The 17,998-nt window shown below is 53.6% G+C and carries 20 protein-coding genes and 1 tRNA gene; 6 read left to right on the top strand and 15 right to left on the bottom strand.

What is annotated here, in order from left to right:
• The 3 genes from KBY68_RS11540 to gcvT form a co-directional block, all read right to left on the bottom strand.
• Window positions 1-1,015 (bottom strand): sigma-70 family RNA polymerase sigma factor (locus tag KBY68_RS11540; protein WP_255097322.1); only part of this gene is annotated, 1,015 nt, incomplete at its 3' end.
• Between the two features lie 47 nt (window positions 1,016-1,062).
• Window positions 1,063-2,853 (bottom strand): aspartate--tRNA ligase, encoded by a 1,791-nt coding sequence (gene aspS, locus KBY68_RS11535; protein ID WP_106499676.1) that lies wholly within the window; start codon window positions 2,851-2,853, stop codon window positions 1,063-1,065.
• Between the two features lie 40 nt (window positions 2,854-2,893).
• On the bottom strand, window positions 2,894-3,982 hold the full coding sequence (gcvT, locus tag KBY68_RS11530; RefSeq protein ID WP_255097319.1) for a glycine cleavage system aminomethyltransferase GcvT: 1,089 nt from the start codon (window positions 3,980-3,982) through the stop codon (window positions 2,894-2,896).
• A 148-nt stretch (window positions 3,983-4,130) separates the two neighbouring features.
• On the opposite strand from gcvT, the gene KBY68_RS11525 reads away from it, so the two are divergent.
• Window positions 4,131-4,355: a hypothetical protein gene (locus KBY68_RS11525; RefSeq protein ID WP_255097318.1), complete on the top strand. Its 225-nt coding sequence runs from the start codon at window positions 4,131-4,133 to the stop codon at window positions 4,353-4,355.
• 12 nt (window positions 4,356-4,367) lie between these two features.
• Here the strand turns inward: KBY68_RS11525 and speB are convergent, their stop codons facing one another.
• Complete coding sequence (gene speB, locus KBY68_RS11520) at window positions 4,368-5,240, bottom strand: agmatinase (protein WP_106499673.1); 873 nt, start codon at window positions 5,238-5,240, stop codon at window positions 4,368-4,370.
• Entirely contained in the window at window positions 5,237-6,085 is an 849-nt protein-coding gene (speE, locus tag KBY68_RS11515; protein ID WP_255097316.1) for a polyamine aminopropyltransferase, read from the bottom strand. The genes speB and speE overlap by 4 nt, the downstream gene beginning before the upstream one ends.
• Before the next feature lie 63 nt (window positions 6,086-6,148).
• Here speE and KBY68_RS11510 point away from each other — a divergent pair, with 63 nt between their 5' ends.
• Entirely contained in the window at window positions 6,149-6,901 is a 753-nt protein-coding gene (locus KBY68_RS11510) for a carbonic anhydrase (RefSeq protein ID WP_255097314.1), read from the top strand.
• On the opposite strand, the gene KBY68_RS11505 is transcribed toward KBY68_RS11510, so the two are convergent.
• On the bottom strand, window positions 6,872-7,297 hold the full coding sequence (locus KBY68_RS11505) for a hypothetical protein (protein ID WP_255097313.1): 426 nt from the start codon (window positions 7,295-7,297) through the stop codon (window positions 6,872-6,874). The genes KBY68_RS11510 and KBY68_RS11505 overlap by 30 nt on opposite strands.
• A gap of 209 nt (window positions 7,298-7,506) precedes the next feature.
• On the opposite strand from KBY68_RS11505, the gene arfB reads away from it, so the two are divergent.
• Complete coding sequence (gene arfB / locus KBY68_RS11500) at window positions 7,507-8,049, top strand: alternative ribosome rescue aminoacyl-tRNA hydrolase ArfB (protein WP_315855670.1); 543 nt, start codon at window positions 7,507-7,509, stop codon at window positions 8,047-8,049.
• Here arfB and mazG read toward each other — a convergent pair.
• Together mazG and KBY68_RS11490 are read right to left on the bottom strand one after the other, a co-directional pair.
• A complete protein-coding gene (mazG, locus tag KBY68_RS11495; RefSeq protein ID WP_255097312.1) occupies window positions 8,028-8,801 on the bottom strand; it encodes a nucleoside triphosphate pyrophosphohydrolase in 774 nt (257 codons plus the stop codon). The two genes, arfB and mazG, sit on opposite strands and share 22 nt — an antisense overlap.
• A 21-nt stretch (window positions 8,802-8,822) precedes the next feature.
• Entirely contained in the window at window positions 8,823-9,296 is a 474-nt protein-coding gene (locus KBY68_RS11490; protein WP_255097311.1) for a metal-binding protein, read from the bottom strand.
• A 60-nt stretch (window positions 9,297-9,356) separates the two neighbouring features.
• Between KBY68_RS11490 and KBY68_RS11485 the strand changes: the two genes are divergently transcribed.
• Window positions 9,357-9,428: transfer RNA gene (locus KBY68_RS11485), tRNA-Val, on the top strand.
• Window positions 9,429-9,481: 53 nt separating this feature from the next.
• Here the strand turns inward: KBY68_RS11485 and KBY68_RS11480 are convergent.
• The 5 genes from KBY68_RS11480 to KBY68_RS11460 all read right to left on the bottom strand — a co-directional run bounded on the left by KBY68_RS11480 (window position 9,482) and on the right by KBY68_RS11460 (window position 12,169).
• Window positions 9,482-9,874, bottom strand: coding sequence for a HEPN domain-containing protein (locus tag KBY68_RS11480; protein WP_241537080.1), 393 nt, complete (start codon window positions 9,872-9,874; stop codon window positions 9,482-9,484).
• A complete protein-coding gene (locus tag KBY68_RS11475) occupies window positions 9,861-10,244 on the bottom strand; it encodes a nucleotidyltransferase domain-containing protein (RefSeq protein WP_106499665.1) in 384 nt (127 codons plus the stop codon). The genes KBY68_RS11480 and KBY68_RS11475 overlap by 14 nt, the downstream gene beginning before the upstream one ends.
• 85 nt (window positions 10,245-10,329) lie before the next feature.
• Entirely contained in the window at window positions 10,330-11,031 is a 702-nt protein-coding gene (locus KBY68_RS11470) for a hypothetical protein (protein WP_255097310.1), read from the bottom strand.
• Window positions 11,032-11,213: 182 nt separating this feature from the next.
• Window positions 11,214-11,474 carry a hypothetical protein gene (locus KBY68_RS11465; protein WP_106499663.1) on the bottom strand — a complete coding sequence of 87 codons (261 nt, stop codon included), beginning with the start codon at window positions 11,472-11,474 and terminating at the stop codon, window positions 11,214-11,216.
• A gap of 20 nt (window positions 11,475-11,494) precedes the next feature.
• Complete coding sequence (locus KBY68_RS11460) at window positions 11,495-12,169, bottom strand: helix-turn-helix transcriptional regulator (protein ID WP_255097321.1); 675 nt, start codon at window positions 12,167-12,169, stop codon at window positions 11,495-11,497.
• Between the two features lie 128 nt (window positions 12,170-12,297).
• Here KBY68_RS11460 and KBY68_RS11455 point away from each other — a divergent pair, with 128 nt between their 5' ends.
• On the top strand, window positions 12,298-15,057 hold the full coding sequence (locus KBY68_RS11455; RefSeq protein ID WP_255097320.1) for a valine--tRNA ligase: 2,760 nt from the start codon (window positions 12,298-12,300) through the stop codon (window positions 15,055-15,057).
• A gap of 66 nt (window positions 15,058-15,123) precedes the next feature.
• On the opposite strand, the gene KBY68_RS11450 is transcribed toward KBY68_RS11455, so the two are convergent.
• Window positions 15,124-15,789, bottom strand: coding sequence for a putative antibiotic biosynthesis monooxygenase (locus KBY68_RS11450; RefSeq protein ID WP_255097308.1), 666 nt, complete (start codon window positions 15,787-15,789; stop codon window positions 15,124-15,126).
• A gap of 61 nt (window positions 15,790-15,850) precedes the next feature.
• Between KBY68_RS11450 and KBY68_RS11445 the strand changes: the two genes are divergently transcribed.
• Complete coding sequence (locus tag KBY68_RS11445) at window positions 15,851-16,474, top strand: TVP38/TMEM64 family protein (RefSeq protein ID WP_255097307.1); 624 nt, start codon at window positions 15,851-15,853, stop codon at window positions 16,472-16,474.
• Window positions 16,475-16,628: 154 nt separating this feature from the next.
• Here the strand turns inward: KBY68_RS11445 and KBY68_RS11440 are convergent.
• The coding region (locus tag KBY68_RS11440; protein WP_255097306.1) for a choice-of-anchor U domain-containing protein at window positions 16,629-17,998 on the bottom strand (1,370 nt) is incomplete at its 5' end.

Below are 17,998 nucleotides of genomic sequence, written 5' to 3'. Positions count from 1 at the left end.
TGCCGATTTCAGCCAGGGTTTGGGGTGAATCGTTATCCAAGCCAAACCGCAAACGGATCACCCGCGCTTCCTTGCCGCTCAATTGATCTAGCAGTGCCTCCAGATCGTCGTGCAATTTTTCACGGCTTAGCAGCTGCTCTGGCGTGGGCATTGGATCCTCCAGCAGCTCCCCCAATTGCGTTTCTTGGCTGCCGCCAACGCGGCTATCGAGGGAAACGGCATGGGGCAGCTTCTGTAGCGTTTCGCGGATCACAGCCTCAGGCAGATTTAGCTCAAGGCTGAGATCCTTAAGGCTGGCGCTGCGGCCATGGCGCGCGGCGATCAGTTGTTGGGCTTTTTTGATCCGATTTAATTTTTCGGTGATGTGCACCGGCAAGCGAATCGTGCGGCTTTGGGTGGCAATCGCCCTGGTAATTCCCTGGCGAATCCACCAATACACATAGGTGCTAAAGCGAAAACCCCGGCTGGGATCAAATTTCTCCACCCCCCGCTCCAAACCCAGAGTTCCCTCCTGCACTAAATCCAGCAGTTCCATGCCGCGGTTTTGATATTTTTTGGCAACGGCTACCACCAAGCGCAAATTGGCTTGGATCATCCGTTCCTTTGCCCTGCGGCCGCGGTGGAGTTGCTGTTGCAATTCGCTGCTGCTGATGCCTAGCTGTTCCGCCCAGGCTTGATTGCCTTCCTGTAGGGCCTGGCGCAGGGCGGCCAGATTTAGCTGGCAGGCCTGGGCCCATTGTCCTTGGGAGGGTTGATGGCCCAGGCGTGACGCCTCCCTTTGGCGTTGTTCATCCAAATGATCAAGCCGGGCTAGGCGGGGGTTGCCACCGGCCAGCTGCTGGCGTTGGCGCAGCAGTAGTTCACGCCTTTGCACCAGCCGGGCCAGGGTGAGTTCCTCCTCCTGGCTAAGTAGATCCACCCGGCCAATGTCTTGCAGGTAGAGGCGCACCAAATCAGCCGTGGAACGGCGCGATCTGCTGTGTTGACGCTCTCGCTCTAGCAACCCTGCAACCATCGCCACTTTCAGCCTGAACAAATTCGGCGGCAGCGAAAAACTTTGCGTTAGTTATCTTCCGGTTCTACCCAGGTGCTGGCCACGTTCAATTCCGCTAATTGGGCCGTGCTGGCGGCACCTGGGGCGCCGGTGAGCAGGCAACGGGCCTGTTGGGTTTTTGGAAATGCAATCGTGTCGCGGATTGATTCTTCACCCGCCAACAGCATCACCATGCGGTCTACCCCAAAGGCGATGCCGCCATGGGGTGGTGCACCCAGCTCCAATGCTTCGAGCAAAAAGCCAAATTGCTTTTCCGCTTCCTCAGGCTCCAGGCCAATGGTGTGGAGCACCTGCCTTTGCAATTCAGCTTTATGGATGCGCAGTGAGCCGCCACCCAATTCGAGGCCATTGAGCACTAGGTCGTAGGCCTGGGCCCTGGCGGTGGCCAGATCGTGGGCGTCCTCAGGGTTTGGCGCACAGAAGGGGTGATGGAGCGCCTCAAGCCGATTTTCTTCGCTGTTGCGCTCAAACATCGGGAAATCAACCACCCAAAGGAAATTCCAGGCCCCCTCGGGTATGAGCCCCAACTCCTTTGCCAGGTATTGGCGCACCCGATCCAGGGCTTTATTCACCGTTGCCGTGTCGCCGGCACCAAACAGCAGGAGGGTGCCTGGGGTGGCGCCAGTGCGCTTGAGCAGCTCCGCTTTGGCAGTTTCTGTGAGGTTGTCTTTGATCGCACCGATCGTGTCGATTTCACCCCCTTCCCTAACGCGAATAAAGGCAAGGCCCCCGGCCCCTGCTTTTTGCGCCTCTGAAAACACATCACCACCGGGTTTGATCCGCACATTGCTCACCGCCTCATTGCCACCAGCAACGGCAATGCATTTCACGCTGCCCCCTGCAGCCACAGCACCGCTAAATACCTTGAAGCCCATGGTTGCCACCAGATCACTCACATTCACCAGCTCCATGCCGTAGCGGGTGTCGGGGCGGTCGCAGCCGTAGCGCTCCATCGCTTCATGCCAGGTGAGCCTCGGCAGTGGCAATGGCAAGGTCACCCCCTTCACCACCTGCCAGATCGCAGCGATCAAGCGTTCATTCAAATCAAGAATTTGCTCTTGACCCAGGAAGCTCATCTCCAGATCCAACTGGGTGAATTCCGGTTGACGGTCGGCCCTGAGATCTTCATCCCGAAAACAGCGGGCCACTTGGTAGTAGCGCTCGAGGCCACCCACCATCAGCAGTTGTTTAAACAGTTGCGGTGATTGGGGTAAAGCAAACCATTCCCCACCACATACCCGTGATGGCACTAAATAATCGCGGGCACCCTCAGGGGTGGAACGGGTTAGCACCGGTGTTTCCACCTCGATAAAACCCTCAGCTTCCAGGAATTGACGGGCGGTTTGGATTGTTTTATGGCGCAGGGTGAGGTTGCGCCGCATCCTTTCGCGGCGCAGATCCAGGTAGCGATAACGCAGCCGTAGTTCCTCGCGGGTATTTTCTTCATCGTGCACCGACACTGGAAATGGCAGGGGCCGGCTGGGGGCGTTGAGCACCGTGAGCTGTTGGGCAAGCACTTCCACTGCCCCGGTAGCCAGCCGTTCATTCAAGGAAGCAGCTGGCCGAGCCCGCACGCAGCCCTCCACCTGCAAAACGGTTTCAGAGCGCAGATGCTCTGCCACCGCAAATGCTTCTGGACCCAGATCGGGATCCACGGTGATCTGCACGGTGCCGCTGCGGTCGCGCAGGTCGATAAAGATCACCCCGCCATGGTCGCGGCGGCGATCAACCCAGCCGCAGAGCAGCACCTTGGTGTTGATGGCGTTGGTGCGCAGGTCGCCGCAGGAGTGGCTGCGCATGGCGGTTGTTCAGCGAATCGGATGATCCCATGCAGGCGGTTCAGCTGCGGCGATAGAAGGGGCGTTTCACCACTTGGGCCGGTTCCTGGCGGCCGCGGATATCAACGCTTAATTCAGTGCCCAGCTTGGCTAAGGCCGTTGGCACATAGGCCAGGGCAATCGGTAGCTCCAGGCTTGGTGCCCAGCTGCCGCTTGTGATTTCCCCCACCACCTCGGAGTTGTGCAGCACTGGATAGCCGTGGCGGGCGATGGCCCTGCCCTGTAGTTGCAGCCCCACCAAGCGTTGCGCAACGCCTTGATTGGTTTGTTGCTCCAAAACTTCCCTACCGATGAAATCAATCGGCATCTCCAAATGCACCAACCAGCCAAGGCTGGCTTCAAGGGGGCTTGTGGTGCTGTTCATGTCACTGCCATAGAGATGCATGGCTGCCTCTAGGCGCAGGCTGTCGCGGGCACCAAGGCCGCAGGGGGTAACGCCAGCCTCCAGCAATTGTTGCCAGAGGGCTTGGCCCGCTGGGGCGCTCAGCAGCAGCTCAAAGCCGTCCTCCCCGGTGTAGCCAGTGCGGCCTGCAAATACTGCTGAACCATTGATCTGCAATTGGCGATGGCCAAATCTGGGCAGCCCTGAGAGATCTTCACCCGAGAGCTGCTCCAGCCTTTGGGCGGCCTCAGGGCCCTGCAGGGCCAGCAAAATGCCACCAGCTTTGTGGTTGCTGATTTCGATGCCAGCAGCCAGCAGATGCTGCTCAAGCCAGGCCGTATCAGCATCGGCGCAGGCGGCATTAATTACGGCATAGAGCTGATCAACACCAGCCACCACACCGTTGTCGTAGATGATCAGGTCGTCGATGATGCCGCCCGCTTCATTTAGGAGAACGGTGTAGGCGGCTTCCCCAGGGCCAATCCGCTGCAGATCAGAGGGCACGAGCCCTTGCAATTTGTCTTTAGCGCCGGGCCCTTCGAGTTTTAAAAACCCCATGTGGGAGATATCAAACATGCCGCAGCTTTGGCGTACGGCCTTGTGTTCAGCGATTACCCCGCCAAATTGCACGGCCATCTCCCAGCCGGCAAAGGGCACCATTCGGCCGCCAGCAGCGCAACACAACTCATGGAGGGGGGTGCGATGCATCGGCTGGATTTAGTTGCATGGATTCTGCTGCCCTGGCCCCTGCAATTGCTGCGCTTTGATTCGCATTTCCGCAGGAAACCTGCAATTAAGTGCCCAAACTTTGCTATTGGATGCATCCTCCCTAGGTTGAACCGCCTAAATAGATGCCATGGCTGGCCGCAGCAGCTGCCGCAGTTGTAAACATTGCCAACCAGCTGCTGGGTTGTCTTGGTGTGCCCTGCGCCAGGTGCCGTTGCACCCTGAACTCACCGCCGACCTCAGCTGCCACCACTGGACTGCAAAAGCGCCGGAACTACCGCTTTTGCACCCAACCCACCGGGTGGGTGTTATCCCAAACGACAGCCACCAGCTGCCATTAGTTGAAATTAATTAGTAAGTTAATTAATTAGTAATTTCCGAGGCTTAACAACAAGCTGCGTACAACTTTTGCCGCTAGCACGCTGCTAACGCCACTGGGATCAAGCATCGGTGCCAGTTCCACCACGTCGGCGGCAACCAGGTTGTGCTGGCTTAGCTCAGTTATGAGCTCGGCAAAATGGTTCCACATAAATCCCCCCGGTTCAGGGGTACCGGTGCCGGGCAGCACCGCTGGATCAAACCAATCCAAATCCACGGTGAGGTAGATCGGCTTGCCCCTGAGGGGCTGCAGGGTTTGCACCAGCTGCTCGATTGCCACCAGTCGGCCCGTTGCACGCAGCTCGCTGAACTCCTCGCGGGTGCCACTGCGGATGGCGATCTGGAGCAATTGCTGGCTGGGCAGCACCTCCAGGCAGCGGCGCATGGCGCAGGCGTGGCTGTGCTTGGCGCCAAGCCATTCGTGGCGCAGGTCGGCATGGGCATCAAGCTGCACCAGCACCAGATCGGGATGCTGCGCCGCCACCGCCGCCACGGCGCCAGAACTGATCGAATGTTCGCCGCCCAGCATTAGTGGTTTAAGCCCCAGGGCAAGCACCGCCTCCGTGGCCCGTTGCACCGCCATCACCACCGGCTCCGGTGCGCCGAAGGGGATATCCAGCGCGCCGAGATCGGCAAAGGCGAGATCCTCTAGATCCAGATCGAGCTGGGGGCAATAGCTTTCCAGGCCGCTGCTCACTTCGCGGATCGCCGCAGGCCCGAAGCGGGTGCCAGGGCGAAAGGAGGTGGTGCCGTCGTAGGGCACGCCAAACAGGCCCACGCGGCAACCGGCTGGATCCCGCTGGCTGCCCATGTAGATGGCGCCATCGGTTTCAAATAATTCGTGGCTGAAGCTCGCGCTCATTGGTTTAAGGCCCTTTCCATGAAGGCTGGGATGGCATCAAAGGCGCCCCGCTGCCAGCGGGGGCTCCAGATTTCACAGCCGGCGGCAATGGCAGCAGCGCGATCGGCTTGAACTTGGCGGTAGCGGGCCCCATCGGTGGCGGCAAAGGTCCAACTCCACCAGCCACTTGGATACATCGGCACCCAGCCATACATGGGATCGGCGTAACCAAATACCTCCCGCAGCAGTTTCACTGTGTCGATGTGCACCTGGCGGAAGGCTTCCGGTGATTCGCTTTGGGTGGCAAACACACCGCCTGGTTTGAGGATGCGGCGGCAATTTTCAAAAAAGGCGCGGTTGAAAAGGCCTTCGGCTGGGCCCGCTGGATCGGAACCATCAACGATCACCACGTTGTAGCTGGCATCAGCTGCAGCAGCGGCCCAGGCGATGCCATCACCAATGGTGAGCTGGAAGCGGGGATCTGTCCAACAACCGCCGCCAAGGCTGGGCAGGTGCTGCCTACTCCAATCCACCACCAAGCCATCGATTTCCACCATGTGCAGCTCCTGAACGCTTCCATGGCGCAGGCATTCCCTAGCGGTACCGCCATCACCGCCACCGATCACCAGCACCCGATCAATCGCTTCGGCGCCGCATAGGGCTGGATGCACAAGGGATTCGTGGTAGTGGCGCTCTTGACCTTCCGCTGTCATCCAGCAGCCATCAAGCAAGAGGCCCTTGCCATAGCGTTTGCTTTCAATGATCGACACCCGTTGAAAGGCGGATTGCTCCTCTGCCACCACCGTGCCTTCGAGGCCGTAGCGCACACCGTCAAATATTTCATCAATCCAGCCGGGTTCGGGCATGGGGGGATTGCATTGGTTACTAATACAGCTAAACCTTTGGCCAGGGCACTTGTCAGGTGAGCTATGGCACCAAGCCGCAGGGAACTATTGGAAAAGGCGGCCTTTTTAGGGGCGGCCTTGGGGTTTGGCCAGTGCTGGCCTGGGTTAGCCCAGGCTGCGGTTGTTGATGGTGACCTACGCGCTCAGCTTGAGGTGTGCAAACCAAGCTTGAAACCGCTGCAGCAATTAATTGCCGGCAACCAGCGATTTATGAAGGCTTGGGCGGCAGCGGGGGAAGCAGAGAGCCCAGATTTAAGGATGCAGGCCCTGCAGCTGGCCTATGGCGATGGCGGTTGCGAAATAAAACCCCAGGCATTAGCCAAAGGCCAAAGGCCATGGGCGGCGGTGCTCACCTGCGCCGATTCAAGGGTGCCGTTGGAATGGTTATTTAATACAGGTGATGGTGAATTATTCGGTGTGCGCAGCGCCGGTAATACCGCCTTTAATGAAGGTGTTGCTTCCTTGGAATATGCGGTGGCAAATCTGGATGTGCCATTGATTATGGTGCTGGGCCATAGCGGTTGTGGTGCCGTAACTGCCGCCATGGCAGATGCAATGCTAACGCCATTATTAGAGGATTTAGTTACACCGATACGGGCTTCATTTGTGCCCGGTAATAACCTCACTGAAGCGATAAAAGGCAACGCTTGTTATTCGGCAGCCCAGCTACCGAAACGCAGCGAATTGCTGCGCAAGGCGCAAACAAGTGGCAAGCTGAAAATCCAACCAGCTTATTTTGATATTGAATCAGGGCAAGTTAGTTTGCTTTTGGTATGAGTTTTGAAAATCATCCTGCAACACATAGGCAATGCCATCTGCTTTGAGTTTTGAATCTTTGTTTAGGATTTTAACTTGGTATTTCCAGCCTTGGGGAAGCTTTAAGCGATCGCCTAGGGAGTCTAGGTTGTTGATATTAAGGGAGGGATCTACGATCTGAGCATAGCTTTGCATCCGAAACACCTCTCCCGTTGGCGAGCTTAATTCATATACTTTTTTACCTTTTAAATAACCAAAAACAGTATTGCGCATAACGCTGTGGGCCTGGTATGGCTTTTGGAGGTTAATAATATCAACTAGGTTCAAGCTAATTGTTGCCCGCTCTCGCATTTGCAGGCCATTAAATTCCACTACCCTGCCGGATTCAGTTGTTTTTTCTGCCTTGATGAAATCCATTGTCCAATAGCGTGGACCATTAATTTCACCATGAATGCATTGTATTTTTTGGCGATTTCTGTTGCATTTTGACGTGCCCATAGATCGGCGGGGCAATCATTAAGGCCAGCGGTATTAAAAACTGGAATTTGAAAATTTAGGCCGCGGCGAAAGATTGGAACAATTTCACAATATCTTGAATCCCGCAGGTTTTGGGCTGGCTTAAGAAATTGGGTTTGTTTAACGCTTGGTATTATTTGGCCAAGCAGCAGGGGCAACAGGACGGCAAGCACGCGGAATTACATCATCAAGCCCTAACATTAATTGATGCTCAACAAGATGCGGGCATGGAACTCGATCGCTTACGGCTCAGCCCGGATCTGGTGATTCCAGCGGCTGAACTCAGCTGGCGCTTTTCCAGGTCTTCGGGGCCCGGTGGCCAGAATGTAAATAAAATTGATTCCAGAGTGCAATTGAGCTTTGATCTTGCCCGTAGTGAAGCAATGCCAAGGCATTTAAAAGCAAGGGCAATGCAGCGCTTGGCCGTTGATTTGCTAGATGGGGTTGTGGTTATAACTGCTTCTGAATACCGCTCCCAATTGCGTAACCGTGAGGCAGCCATAGGGCGATTGGTTGAATTATTGCGGGCAGCAATTGCACCACCTCCACCACCAAGGCGTGCCACTCGCCCCAGCCGTGCTGCAGTGGAAAGGCGCCTGCGGGCAAAAAAGCAACGCAGTTTGATTAAAGATCAACGCTCTGCTTTGATTTGAGCTTTTGCCTGTTGCCATAGTTTTTCTAGTTCAGTGATTGAGCAGCCTTCAATTTCACCAGCAAGGGCTGCTTCCACCCGGGAGAAACGATCAAGGAAGCGATGGTTAGTGCCACTTAAGCCGGCAGTTGGATCTAATTCACACCAGCGGGCCAGATTGATCAATGTGAAAAACACATCACCCAATTCCTCCTGGGCGTGGGCGCGATTGCCACTGGCAACAGCTTCTTTTAGCTCATCTAGTTCCTCTTCTACCTTTGCCCACACGCCATCGAGATCGGGCCATTCAAATCCGGCCGCGGCAGCTTTTTTAGAAATCAACATCGCAGCGGCCATCGCTGGCTGGCCGCGCACTTTGCGTTGTAGTTGGGCGCTTAAACCGCCATTGGTTTCACCGCGGGCTGCCCGTTCCTCTGCCTTGATTTCCTCCCAGCTGCGGGCCGGCCCCTCTGGGTTAAACACATGGGGATGGCGGCGCTGCATCTTGGCGCTGATGGTTTCAATCACCTGCCCTAAATCAAAGGCACCCCGCTCCTTAGCGATTTGGGCATGGAGCACCACCTGCAGCAATAGATCACCCAATTCATCCATCAAGGCGTTGTTATCACCGTGTTCGATGGCATCTGCCAGTTCATGGGCTTCCTCCAGGGCATAGGGCGCTAGGGAAGCATGGGTTTGCTTTAGATCCCAAGGGCAACCGCTTTCTGGATCCCGCAATTTCGCCACTACAGCAATTAATTCATCTAGGGCCATTTGTTTGGTTAGTTGGTGGAATTACCGGCGCCAGGGCAATGGATCACCATCTTGGATCAGGTGCAGCCAGGCACTTGCTTCTAGCCCCCCGAGGGCAGCAATGCACAGGCCCCGTTGAAGTAGCCAGCACTGTTGCAGTTTGATCGCTAAATGTTGTGGGGCTGGGGCACCTAAGGGCTGCAGCAACCAGCAGGCCAAAGCGATCATGCTGGCCAGGTAAAACAGCCGGCAGGTACTACCAAGAATTGGCGTGTGGGACAACCAACCTCGATGGCGCACCAGTTTTCTGTAGGGCGTCCATAGCCATGCCAGCGGTCCCCAACGGCGGCTTGGCCTGGAATTTGTATCAAGATCTGGCGATAACCAGCGGCCACCAAACCAAAAGGCAAAAGAACCCACTAAAAAACCAGCTAAACCCAGCCACAGCAAGCAGATCAAGCCATAGGGCAGGGCGAGATAACTGGTGAATTGATCGTGGCGGCGGCCTGTAGCCACATATCAAGGGGCACTTACCTCAGTGTTACGGGTCCCACGGTTTGGCACAATGGTTAGATCGCCCGGTTAGCTCAGCGGTAGAGCGCCTGCCTTACAAGCAGGATGTCGCTGGTTCGAAACCGGCACCGGGCATAAGTAGAAACATTGTTAGAAACTTGCTTCTACAGCTTCTAATCCCAATGAATTTATTGTGAGTAGCTGGCTAACTCGTCCACATGGGCAAGTAGTTCAGTGCAGAGTTGGTTCCAGGCAGTGCGATTGAGGTGTTCTAGCTCCGGGTCTTCGTCGTATCGCCACACCACAGCAAAGAGGGTGAAGCGGCTGAGTCCTAGGAATGGCTCAACAGCGGCATCCTGGTCGCGAAGCATCAAAAACAACAACCTGAGGTTGTGACTGAAAGGTGGTTGCTCAGGCGAGAGCACCAGGAGCCAGGCCTTCAAAGCTTTTTCTATTGCTTGTTGCAGATGAAAACCCCAGGTTGATTCTTCAAAAAGTGATGAATCTGCCATGGCCATTGCGGTACGCAGATCGCGGTGTGCAATGCGCAGAAAGCCGGTTGAGGTTTCAGCCGGGGCCATGCAGTGGCTCCGCCGGATCCAGCCGTCGCCCATAGCGGAAGGCCTCGGCGATCACATTGATCCCGCCATGACGACGATGCTCCACTTCGCTTGCGGAGTAAAGCAGTAGCTCGATCGGCAGGCGGTGATGGGCCAATTTCCAACCCAAGGCATCCGTTTCGTTTAAACGCGAATGGTTGGCCAACCAGGCATCCGGCACTGTTATCAGCAGATCTAGATCGGAATCGGGGCGGGCAGTGCCGCAGGCGCGGGAACCAAACAGGCGCACTTCAGCGCCGGGTATGGCTGCCTGGATCTCGGCCGCAATGGTGCGCAGCAGTGGCTCATCCACTCGGTAGTGATAGCTGTAATGGCGGGCTGAGGTGCTCATTAAAGTTAGGTTGGATTGCGCAAATGTTGAACTAGTTGTAGTTAGTTAGATTAAAGTTATCATATTCCGCGGCACCGGGCATTAATCAAAACATTGTGTCGATTGCCCTAGCAACGATAATGATAAAAATTGCGCTCATGCACAGGGTGTGAAATAAATGGGCCACCTTGAGGCGAGAACCCATTAGAGAATGTCCCTCTGCAATACCTAGGTTGATGCCTGCTACCATCGCCAAGAAAAAATAATCAAGCAGGCCAGGCTGCCAATTATTTACTGAAGATCCCATTTCTTCGGGGAAAGATATGCGATTAACCTTTGCCTGAACATCTGTGGATAAACCTATGCTTCTGGAAGGGTAGTCGAAAAACCAATACCAAAATACAAATATAAATCCGATCATAAAATATAGCAATATACCCTCCATAAGCAAGTGATAAGACTTGATGCTTGTATTCATGGTATCTATAAAAATAAGCAAAAGATTGTCAAGAAACTGAACGGTTGCGAGCAAACCAATTGTTCTTAATAACCTTCTGTTTAGGTTTGTGCGGCCGATGATTGCAGGAAGAATTTTTAATATGAAATAAATCCAAAAGCCAGCGCCTGTAATCCATAGCATCCCTGAGAGAATACCCAGGTAGGGTGATACCGCACTAAAAGAAGCCTTGTGGGCAAGTTCCAGATCCACCAGGAAGCGATTATGCAGTCCAAATAAATCCAGACAAGCCGATAACATCAGCATGCCTATATATGGCGCTGTAGTGCGGATGGCTGGAACTGTGCTCATTGGTGTGTTGCCTTAGGCCTCTGAACCTGTTTCTCTCAAGAGCAGGGCACGATTTAAGGCCTGCCGAGCTGCTGCAATTAGTGCCAAGCGCTAGAAAGGAGGCCCTATGGCTTGGCCAGCAAAAGGAATTTGAAGTTTTAGTGGGATCGTTAGAAATAACCCCCCAGAGTTAAAACTTTCCTTTAATCCTCAGGAAACAGCAGATCAGCTAGTTCTTCCGCATCCACTTCATAGGCGCGGGCGAGGGTGGTTTCCACCGCAGAGGTCACTTCCGATGGCAGGAAGCGCAGGGCGTTCATGGCGTCCTCGGCGATGTCTTCATTGTTGAGCTTGTCGCCCTCTGGATTGAGCTTTTCGTCGTTTAAAACGGCTAGCACCCAGCTTTGGTATGCATAAACCAGATCGGCAAACTCGAGATCTGGATCGTTGAGGTCTAGGGCCATTGGTGCACGGCTCGGCCTTCCTAGTGTGCCTGCAATAGGCCCATCTGTATGCCTGTAAGCACCGCATGCATGCGTCTGCTAACGCCAAGTTTCTGAAATAGCTGCTTTTGATAACCCTTGGCGGTGTTTGAGCTGATGCCTAAACGGGTTGCAATTCCTTTGGTATCAAAGCCGAGATGCAGTTCTTGCAGCACCTCTAGCTCCCTGGGCGAAAGCTTGTTCGGCTCAAACGCAGCCCTATCCCGCAGGCCCTTATCGATGTAGCAACTTCCCTGCCTAAGGCATTGCAGGGCCTGCAGCACCGTGCCTTGGCCGATGCGATCGGCGGCGCAAATTGCATCGGCGCCAGCGGCAAGGGCAAGCTGCAGCTGGAAATTACCTGGCTGGCACACCACCAGCAGGGTTTTTAGGCTGGGCTGGCTTGCTTTACAGCGTTTGATCAGTTCAATGCCATCACCTGGCAGCAATTTGTCGTGGCAAACCAAGAATTTCGGCCTGTGCAATTTCACCAAATGCACCGCTTCCTCCTCGGCGCTGCACAGCCCCTTGAGCAGTGCTTGATGGCTTGGGTTGAAGCTATGGCTGATCAATAAATTCTGATCGCCGAGGCAGAGCACCACCGACTCCCCTTTGATCAATTCAATAATTGCCTGGTTGCGCTCCTGCAACAGCGCTAGGTGGGGTGTGAGATCCACTGCCAAAAAGGCGTATTTTTAACTGCTAAAAAGTGCAGATTATCAATTATTTAAGGCTGTGATTAAGGCTGGTTTCAGAAGCTGCGAACCTTGCTTTGCCACGATGGCCCCACCGCCATATTTATGCCGTGCTTGAGGACCAGTCGCCCGCTGAAGCTTTAGCCAAGATCTACGACCCGATCAGCACAGAAGCCCGTTGGCAGCAGGCCTGGGAGCAACAGGGTGCCTTCCACCCCGATCCCTTGGCCCCGGGCGAGCCCTTTGCTGTGGTGATCCCACCGCCAAACGTAACCGGCAGCCTGCATATGGGCCATGCCTTTAATACCGCCCTGATCGACACGATCGTGCGTTTTCAGCGCATGCAGGGTAAAAACGTGCTTTGCCTGCCCGGCACCGACCACGCATCCATTGCGGTGCAATCAATTCTCGAGAAGCAACTAAAAGAAGAAGGCAGCAGTAGGAAAGCGCTGGGGCGCGAGGCCTTCCTCGGCCGAGCCTGGGCTTGGAAAGAGGAGAGTGGCGGCAGGATCGTTGCCCAGCTAAAGCGGCTTGGTTATTCCGTTGATTGGCAGCGCCAGCGGTTCACCCTGGATGCCCAGCTCAATCGCGCTGTTGTTGAAGCCTTTGTGCGTTTGCATCAGCAGGGTTTGATCTATCGGGGTGAATATCTAGTGAATTGGTGCCCGGCCTCCGGTTCGGCCGTTAGCGACCTAGAGGTGGAGATGAAGGAGGTGGATGGCTTCCTATGGCATTTCCGCTATCCACTCACCGGTGGCAATGGGTTCCTCGAGGTGGCCACCACCCGGCCTGAAACGCTCTTGGGTGACACGGGTGTGGCGGTGAATCCCGATGATTCCCGTTATGCCGCCCTAGTTGGCAAAACCCTCACGCTGCCCTTGGTGGGCCGGGAAATTCCAATCGTTGCCGATAGCCATGTGGATCCCGCCTTTGGCACCGGTTGCGTGAAGGTAACCCCCGCCCACGACCCCAACGACTTCGCCATCGGTAAACGCCATGGCCTGACATTGATCACTGTGATGGCTAAAGATGGCTCGATGAATGCCGCCGCTGCTCAATTTGCGGGGCTAGATCGCTTTGAGGCCAGAAAGGCGGTGGTAGCTGCCATGGAAGCGGAGGGCTTCCTCGTGAAGGTGGAGCCCTATCGCCATGCGGTGCCCCATTCAGAGCGGGGCAAGGTGCCGGTGGAGCCGCTGCTTTCAACCCAATGGTTTGTTAAAACCGAACCATTGGCGGCCCGTTGCCGCGAGGCGTTAGCGCAAAGCAAACCCCAGTTTGTGCCGGAGCGGTGGAGCAAGGTTTACCTGGATTGGCTCACCGATATTCGCGATTGGTGCATCAGCCGCCAGCTCTGGTGGGGCCATCGCATCCCCGCCTGGTTTGTGATCAGTGAAACTGCCGGCCGGGTAAGCGATGCCACCCCCTATGTGGTGGCCCGTGATGAAACGGAGGCCCTGCAGCTGGCCATGGCTCAATACGGCGCCGATGTGCAAATCGAGCAGGATGAAGATGTGCTCGATACCTGGTTTTCCAGTGGGTTGTGGCCCTTTTCCACCCTTGGCTGGCCCGATGGCTCGGCAGCTGATTTAGCTAAGTGGTATCCCACCAGCGTGTTGGTAACCGGTTTCGACATCATCTTTTTCTGGGTGGCTCGCATGACGATGCTGGCCGCTGTTTTAAATCCCCGCGGCGCAGAAGAAGCTTGGATTCCCTTTGCTGATGTTTATATCCACGGCCTGGTGCGGGATGAACAAAACCGCAAGATGAGCAAATCAGCTGGTAATGGCATCGATCCATTGCTGTTGATTGATCGCTACGGCGCTGATGCCCTGCGTTTTGCTGTGGTGCGTGAAGTGGCGGGTGCCGGCCAAGATATCCGCCTTGATTACAACCGCAAAACCGACAGTTCCGCCACGGTGGAAGGGGCCCGTAATTTCGCCAATAAGTTGTGGAATGCCACGCGCTTTGCCCTGCTAAACCTCGGTGGTGAAACGCCGCAAAGCCTTGGTGCGCCTGATCCAGCCCAGCTGCAACTTGCCGATCGTTGGATCCTGGCGCGGCTAGCGCGGGTAAATCAAGAAACAGCCCAGCGCTATGGCAGCTACGCCCTCGGTGAAGCGGCCAAGGGTTTGTATGAATTCGCTTGGAATGAGGTGTGTGATTGGACGATCGAATTGCTTAAGAGGCGCCTGCAGGATCCAGCCCAGCAGCGCACTGCCCGCCAGGTGTTGGCAAAGGTATTAACTGAGTTATTTGTGATGTTGCATCCTTTGATGCCGCACCTCACGGAGGAGTTATGGCATGGGCTAACGGCTCATGGGGAAGAGCGCTTATTAGCCCTCGAGCCATGGCCCCAGGTAGACGTTGCAGCCCTTGATCCCAACTTAGAGCTCACATTCGCTGAATTAATCGAAGCGATTCGGGTGGTGCGCAATTTGCGCGCTTTAGCTGGCTTGAAACCAGCCCAAGGGGCCCCTGTGCTATTTATCACCAGCAGGCCAGCCCTAGCGGCGGTGCTGCAGCAAGCCAGCGCTGATATCAGCGCCCAAACCAGGGCTGAATCCGTTCAGGTGTTAAGCCCAGAGCAGCTTGAGGCCAGTGCTAACCAACGCTGTTTAGCTGCAGTTAGCGGTGAATTACAGGTGCTGTTGCCCGTTGAAGGGTTGGTGGATATGGATGCTTTGCGGGGGCGTTTGCAAAAGGATTTGAGCAAGGCAGAAAAAGAAATTGCTGGCCTTAAGGGCCGCCTTACTAATCCAAATTTTGCTGATAAAGCACCAGCTGAGGTGGTGCTTGAATGTGGCGCAAATCTGAGGGAAGCAGAAGCCCAGGCTGATCTGGCGCGCAAGCGATTAGGGGATTTGGATTAATGTATTTTCAATGGCTATCACCAGGCTTTTTCGGTTTTCAGGCCTATTCTCGATTGCAAATTATAATTAACCCCAGAGGCTTTTCGGCAGGGCCAGGAAGCCATTGAGCAGCAGGATAAAGAGAATTATCAGCGATGAAAGCGCAAAGCAACGTTGCCAGCGGCCGAGGTTTCCCTGGAGCCAATTACTGTAAATGCGGCTTACAATGGGAACTAATATCCAAGAAGTTGCTGCTACGCATAGGGAATTACTGATTAACATTTTAATAGGATAAGCAACCCCCTTAAGGCTGAGATGCAGCAATGGTGTTAGCACCATCACTGTGGGATAAAGAGTGAGCAAAACCAGCAGGCTTACCTTCCACTTTGGTGTGGGTTTAGTAATGCTGCGTGCCAGCCAGCGTGAATAGCTCTGCCAGTTTCCATGGCCGCTGTATTGAAAGTAATTTTGTTCTTCCTCCTGGCGCAAAAGCCTGCGCCTTTCTGGATGCTCTAGCCAATTGATGCAATTTTCTGGGCTATCAAAGCGCAAAATGGTTTGAAAGTTGCGAATCTCACCGTCACCCGCCAACAAGCGCCTCTCGTGGTAGATGTAACCGGGTTGCTGGCTAGCTAAGAGGTGCAGTTGTTCGCTGAATTTGTAATAGCTATCAAGCTTCTCAGCTCTTACATGCTGTTCAAATGTATATTCAAAGGGTTCAAAGGCGTTGGCATTGCTAGCTGCTTTCTGCATGGTTGTTTATGGAATCAGTTCCCTACGCACCATGGCATGAACACCCCGATTGCGGTTAACCATGGATGATTCATCTCCCTGGCTTAGCCAGGTGCTGCCGTTGCTGCAATCCCCCTTGGGGGCGGTTTTATTTGTACCCCTTTATGCGGTTTGGGTAACGCTGTTGTTGCCTGGGGTGTGGGCTTCGATGTTGGCGGGTGCCCTTTATGGGCCATGGTGGGGCAGTTTGGTGGTGTTTATCGGTGCTTGCCTTGGGGCGGAGGCGGCCTTCCTGCTGGGGCGCCATTGGCTGCGGGATTGGGCCCGCCGCCGTTTAGCAGCAGTGCCTAAATTGCAATCGCTTGAACAAGCTGTTAGCAAAGAGGGCTTAAAATTAGTTCTATTAACTAGGTTGTCCCCTGCATTTCCATTCAGTTTACTTAATTTTGCCTATGGCTTAAGTGAGGTGAGCCTGAGGGATTACAACATCGGTTTGATTGGTATTTTACCGGGCACGATCTTATTTTGTGGCCTCGGCGCATTAGCCGGAGATGTGGCCCGTTTTGGTGAGGTGCTCTCCGGCAGGGCAGATCCACTGGGCTGGGCCGTGAGGATTATCGGTTTATTTGCAACCCTTGCTAGTGTTTGGTTTGTTGGCAAGGCTGCACAAAGGGTATTAAGTAATAACGAGATTATTGATAATTAAGGCAACTTAGCATCGCGAATAGCGGCAATTAAGATAAACCAGTAAAGCCTTATTTTCGCAAGCGGCCCACTCCTCCCAGCCAGTTCTTGATATTTAATTCTGCCGCATTCAGCTTTTATCCATTTAAATACAACGGGTTCTGAAGGTGGGAGCATTAAGCAGTGGCCTGTTTGAAATTAAAGCTTACAATCAGATCGTCATGGTCTTGGTCGCCCCCACCTTTAAGGTCTTCTAGGCCATAGGTATTGCTTCCAAGCGCGCGGAAGTGATTAAGACCATCGCTGTTGGCTTTGCCAAAGGCAAAGAAGGTTTCACCAGTGCTTGTAACATTTGCGTAGGGGGCAAGCATTCCAGCATCACTAAATATTGCCAGATTTGTGGTGGAATTAGAGCCATTGGCTGCAGATAGTGAGCCAAAGTTGCTAAACAGGTTATTTGCTTTCAAAGCAGCAGCCTGATAGCCAGCATCGCCAGGTTGAATCAATAAATTTGTGACACTATCTCGAACAGCGCCAGTGGCGTTCTCAATTTTATAGAAACCAACAATTGAATTGTAACTTGCTTCTCTTGCAACTGTTACTGTTCCAGCAAGTGAAATTCCAGAAAGAGGGGTGAAATCAAAAATTGGTGATTCTTGAGTTTCAGCAGAAATTAGATCACCGATCGCAAGAGAAGAATCAACTAAATCACCTTTAAGAGTATTGCCGCCATTGGTTGAGCTGGAAGTTTTTGTACTGCCTGTGAGGTTAAGAGTGCGGAAGCTTGAACCAAATCCAGCAACACTTATTGCATCTGCCATAAGTTTTTCTAGCGTTGTATCAACGATCTCAAAGAACACTAATTTTTGCCCATTAATAATGCTTATATCTTTGTTCAAATTTATATTTGCTAGAGATGGAACATCGCCGGTTTCAAGGTTTGCAAATAAAATATTTGCTCTCTCTTTAAGAATGTCGTATGTAATGGTTGTGGAAGTTTCATTCTCACTAAAGGCAACATATCCAAGCTGATTTACGGTGTTGGCTCGGCTGCTGATTGAAGTGCGTAAAATTATAGCTGCGGGAGAAATTTTATCTGTTGGATCTGCAACGGATAAAACTGATCCAGTGCTAGTAAATACAGGTGATAAAGTTACTGCGCCAGCAGCTGATGGATCAACAATAACTCCATTTTTTGTATTATCTTTATCGCCATATCCACCATCAATAAATTTCAAACTTACTGTATCTGCAATATTATCTTTATCTCCGTCTAAATCATAGAATTTAGCGCCAGCTTTTTTAACTGGATCGTATGTGAAGGTAGTAGCAACAGGGGCGCTTCCATCTGTTGGAGATGTTGTTGAGAAGTACGCCATTTTTTTATTTGTTATATTTATTTCATCAATCATTGGTGCAAGATTCATCGCAATAGAGGTAGTGGTTAAACCAGTGCTCGGTTTTATGTTGAAGCTTACAGATGTTTTACCTATTTCAAGATTTGAGTTGGCTGGTTTTGTAGCGAGTAAAGGCGCTTTCTCTGCAC

Origin of the sequence: Synechococcus lacustris Maggiore-St4-Slac (assembly GCF_024345595.1) — a bacterium.
In the GTDB taxonomy this organism is placed as follows: Bacteria; Cyanobacteriota; Cyanobacteriia; order PCC-6307; family Cyanobiaceae; genus Synechococcus_D; species Synechococcus_D lacustris.
The sequence above is the reverse complement of the archived record's forward strand: the minus strand, read 5'-3'. Positions and strand labels throughout refer to the sequence as shown.

Coding starts and splice junctions, on each gene's coding strand:
- aspS (WP_106499676.1), bottom strand. CDS start 2,853: ATGCGCAGCCACTCCTGCGGCGACCTGCGCACCAACGCCATCAACACC.
- gcvT (WP_255097319.1), bottom strand. CDS start 3,982: ATGCATCGCACCCCCCTCCATGAGTTGTGTTGCGCTGCTGGCGGCCGA.
- KBY68_RS11525 (WP_255097318.1), top strand. CDS start 4,131: ATGGCTGGCCGCAGCAGCTGCCGCAGTTGTAAACATTGCCAACCAGCT.
- speB (WP_106499673.1), bottom strand. CDS start 5,240: ATGAGCGCGAGCTTCAGCCACGAATTATTTGAAACCGATGGCGCCATC.
- speE (WP_255097316.1), bottom strand. CDS start 6,085: ATGCCCGAACCCGGCTGGATTGATGAAATATTTGACGGTGTGCGCTAC.
- KBY68_RS11510 (WP_255097314.1), top strand. CDS start 6,149: ATGGCACCAAGCCGCAGGGAACTATTGGAAAAGGCGGCCTTTTTAGGG.
- KBY68_RS11505 (WP_255097313.1), bottom strand. CDS start 7,297: ATGGATTTCATCAAGGCAGAAAAAACAACTGAATCCGGCAGGGTAGTG.
- mazG (WP_255097312.1), bottom strand. CDS start 8,801: ATGGCCCTAGATGAATTAATTGCTGTAGTGGCGAAATTGCGGGATCCA.
- KBY68_RS11480 (WP_241537080.1), bottom strand. CDS start 9,874: ATGGCCCCGGCTGAAACCTCAACCGGCTTTCTGCGCATTGCACACCGC.
- KBY68_RS11475 (WP_106499665.1), bottom strand. CDS start 10,244: ATGAGCACCTCAGCCCGCCATTACAGCTATCACTACCGAGTGGATGAG.
- KBY68_RS11470 (WP_255097310.1), bottom strand. CDS start 11,031: ATGAGCACAGTTCCAGCCATCCGCACTACAGCGCCATATATAGGCATG.
- KBY68_RS11465 (WP_106499663.1), bottom strand. CDS start 11,474: ATGGCCCTAGACCTCAACGATCCAGATCTCGAGTTTGCCGATCTGGTT.
- KBY68_RS11450 (WP_255097308.1), bottom strand. CDS start 15,789: ATGCAGAAAGCAGCTAGCAATGCCAACGCCTTTGAACCCTTTGAATAT.
- KBY68_RS11445 (WP_255097307.1), top strand. CDS start 15,851: ATGGATGATTCATCTCCCTGGCTTAGCCAGGTGCTGCCGTTGCTGCAA.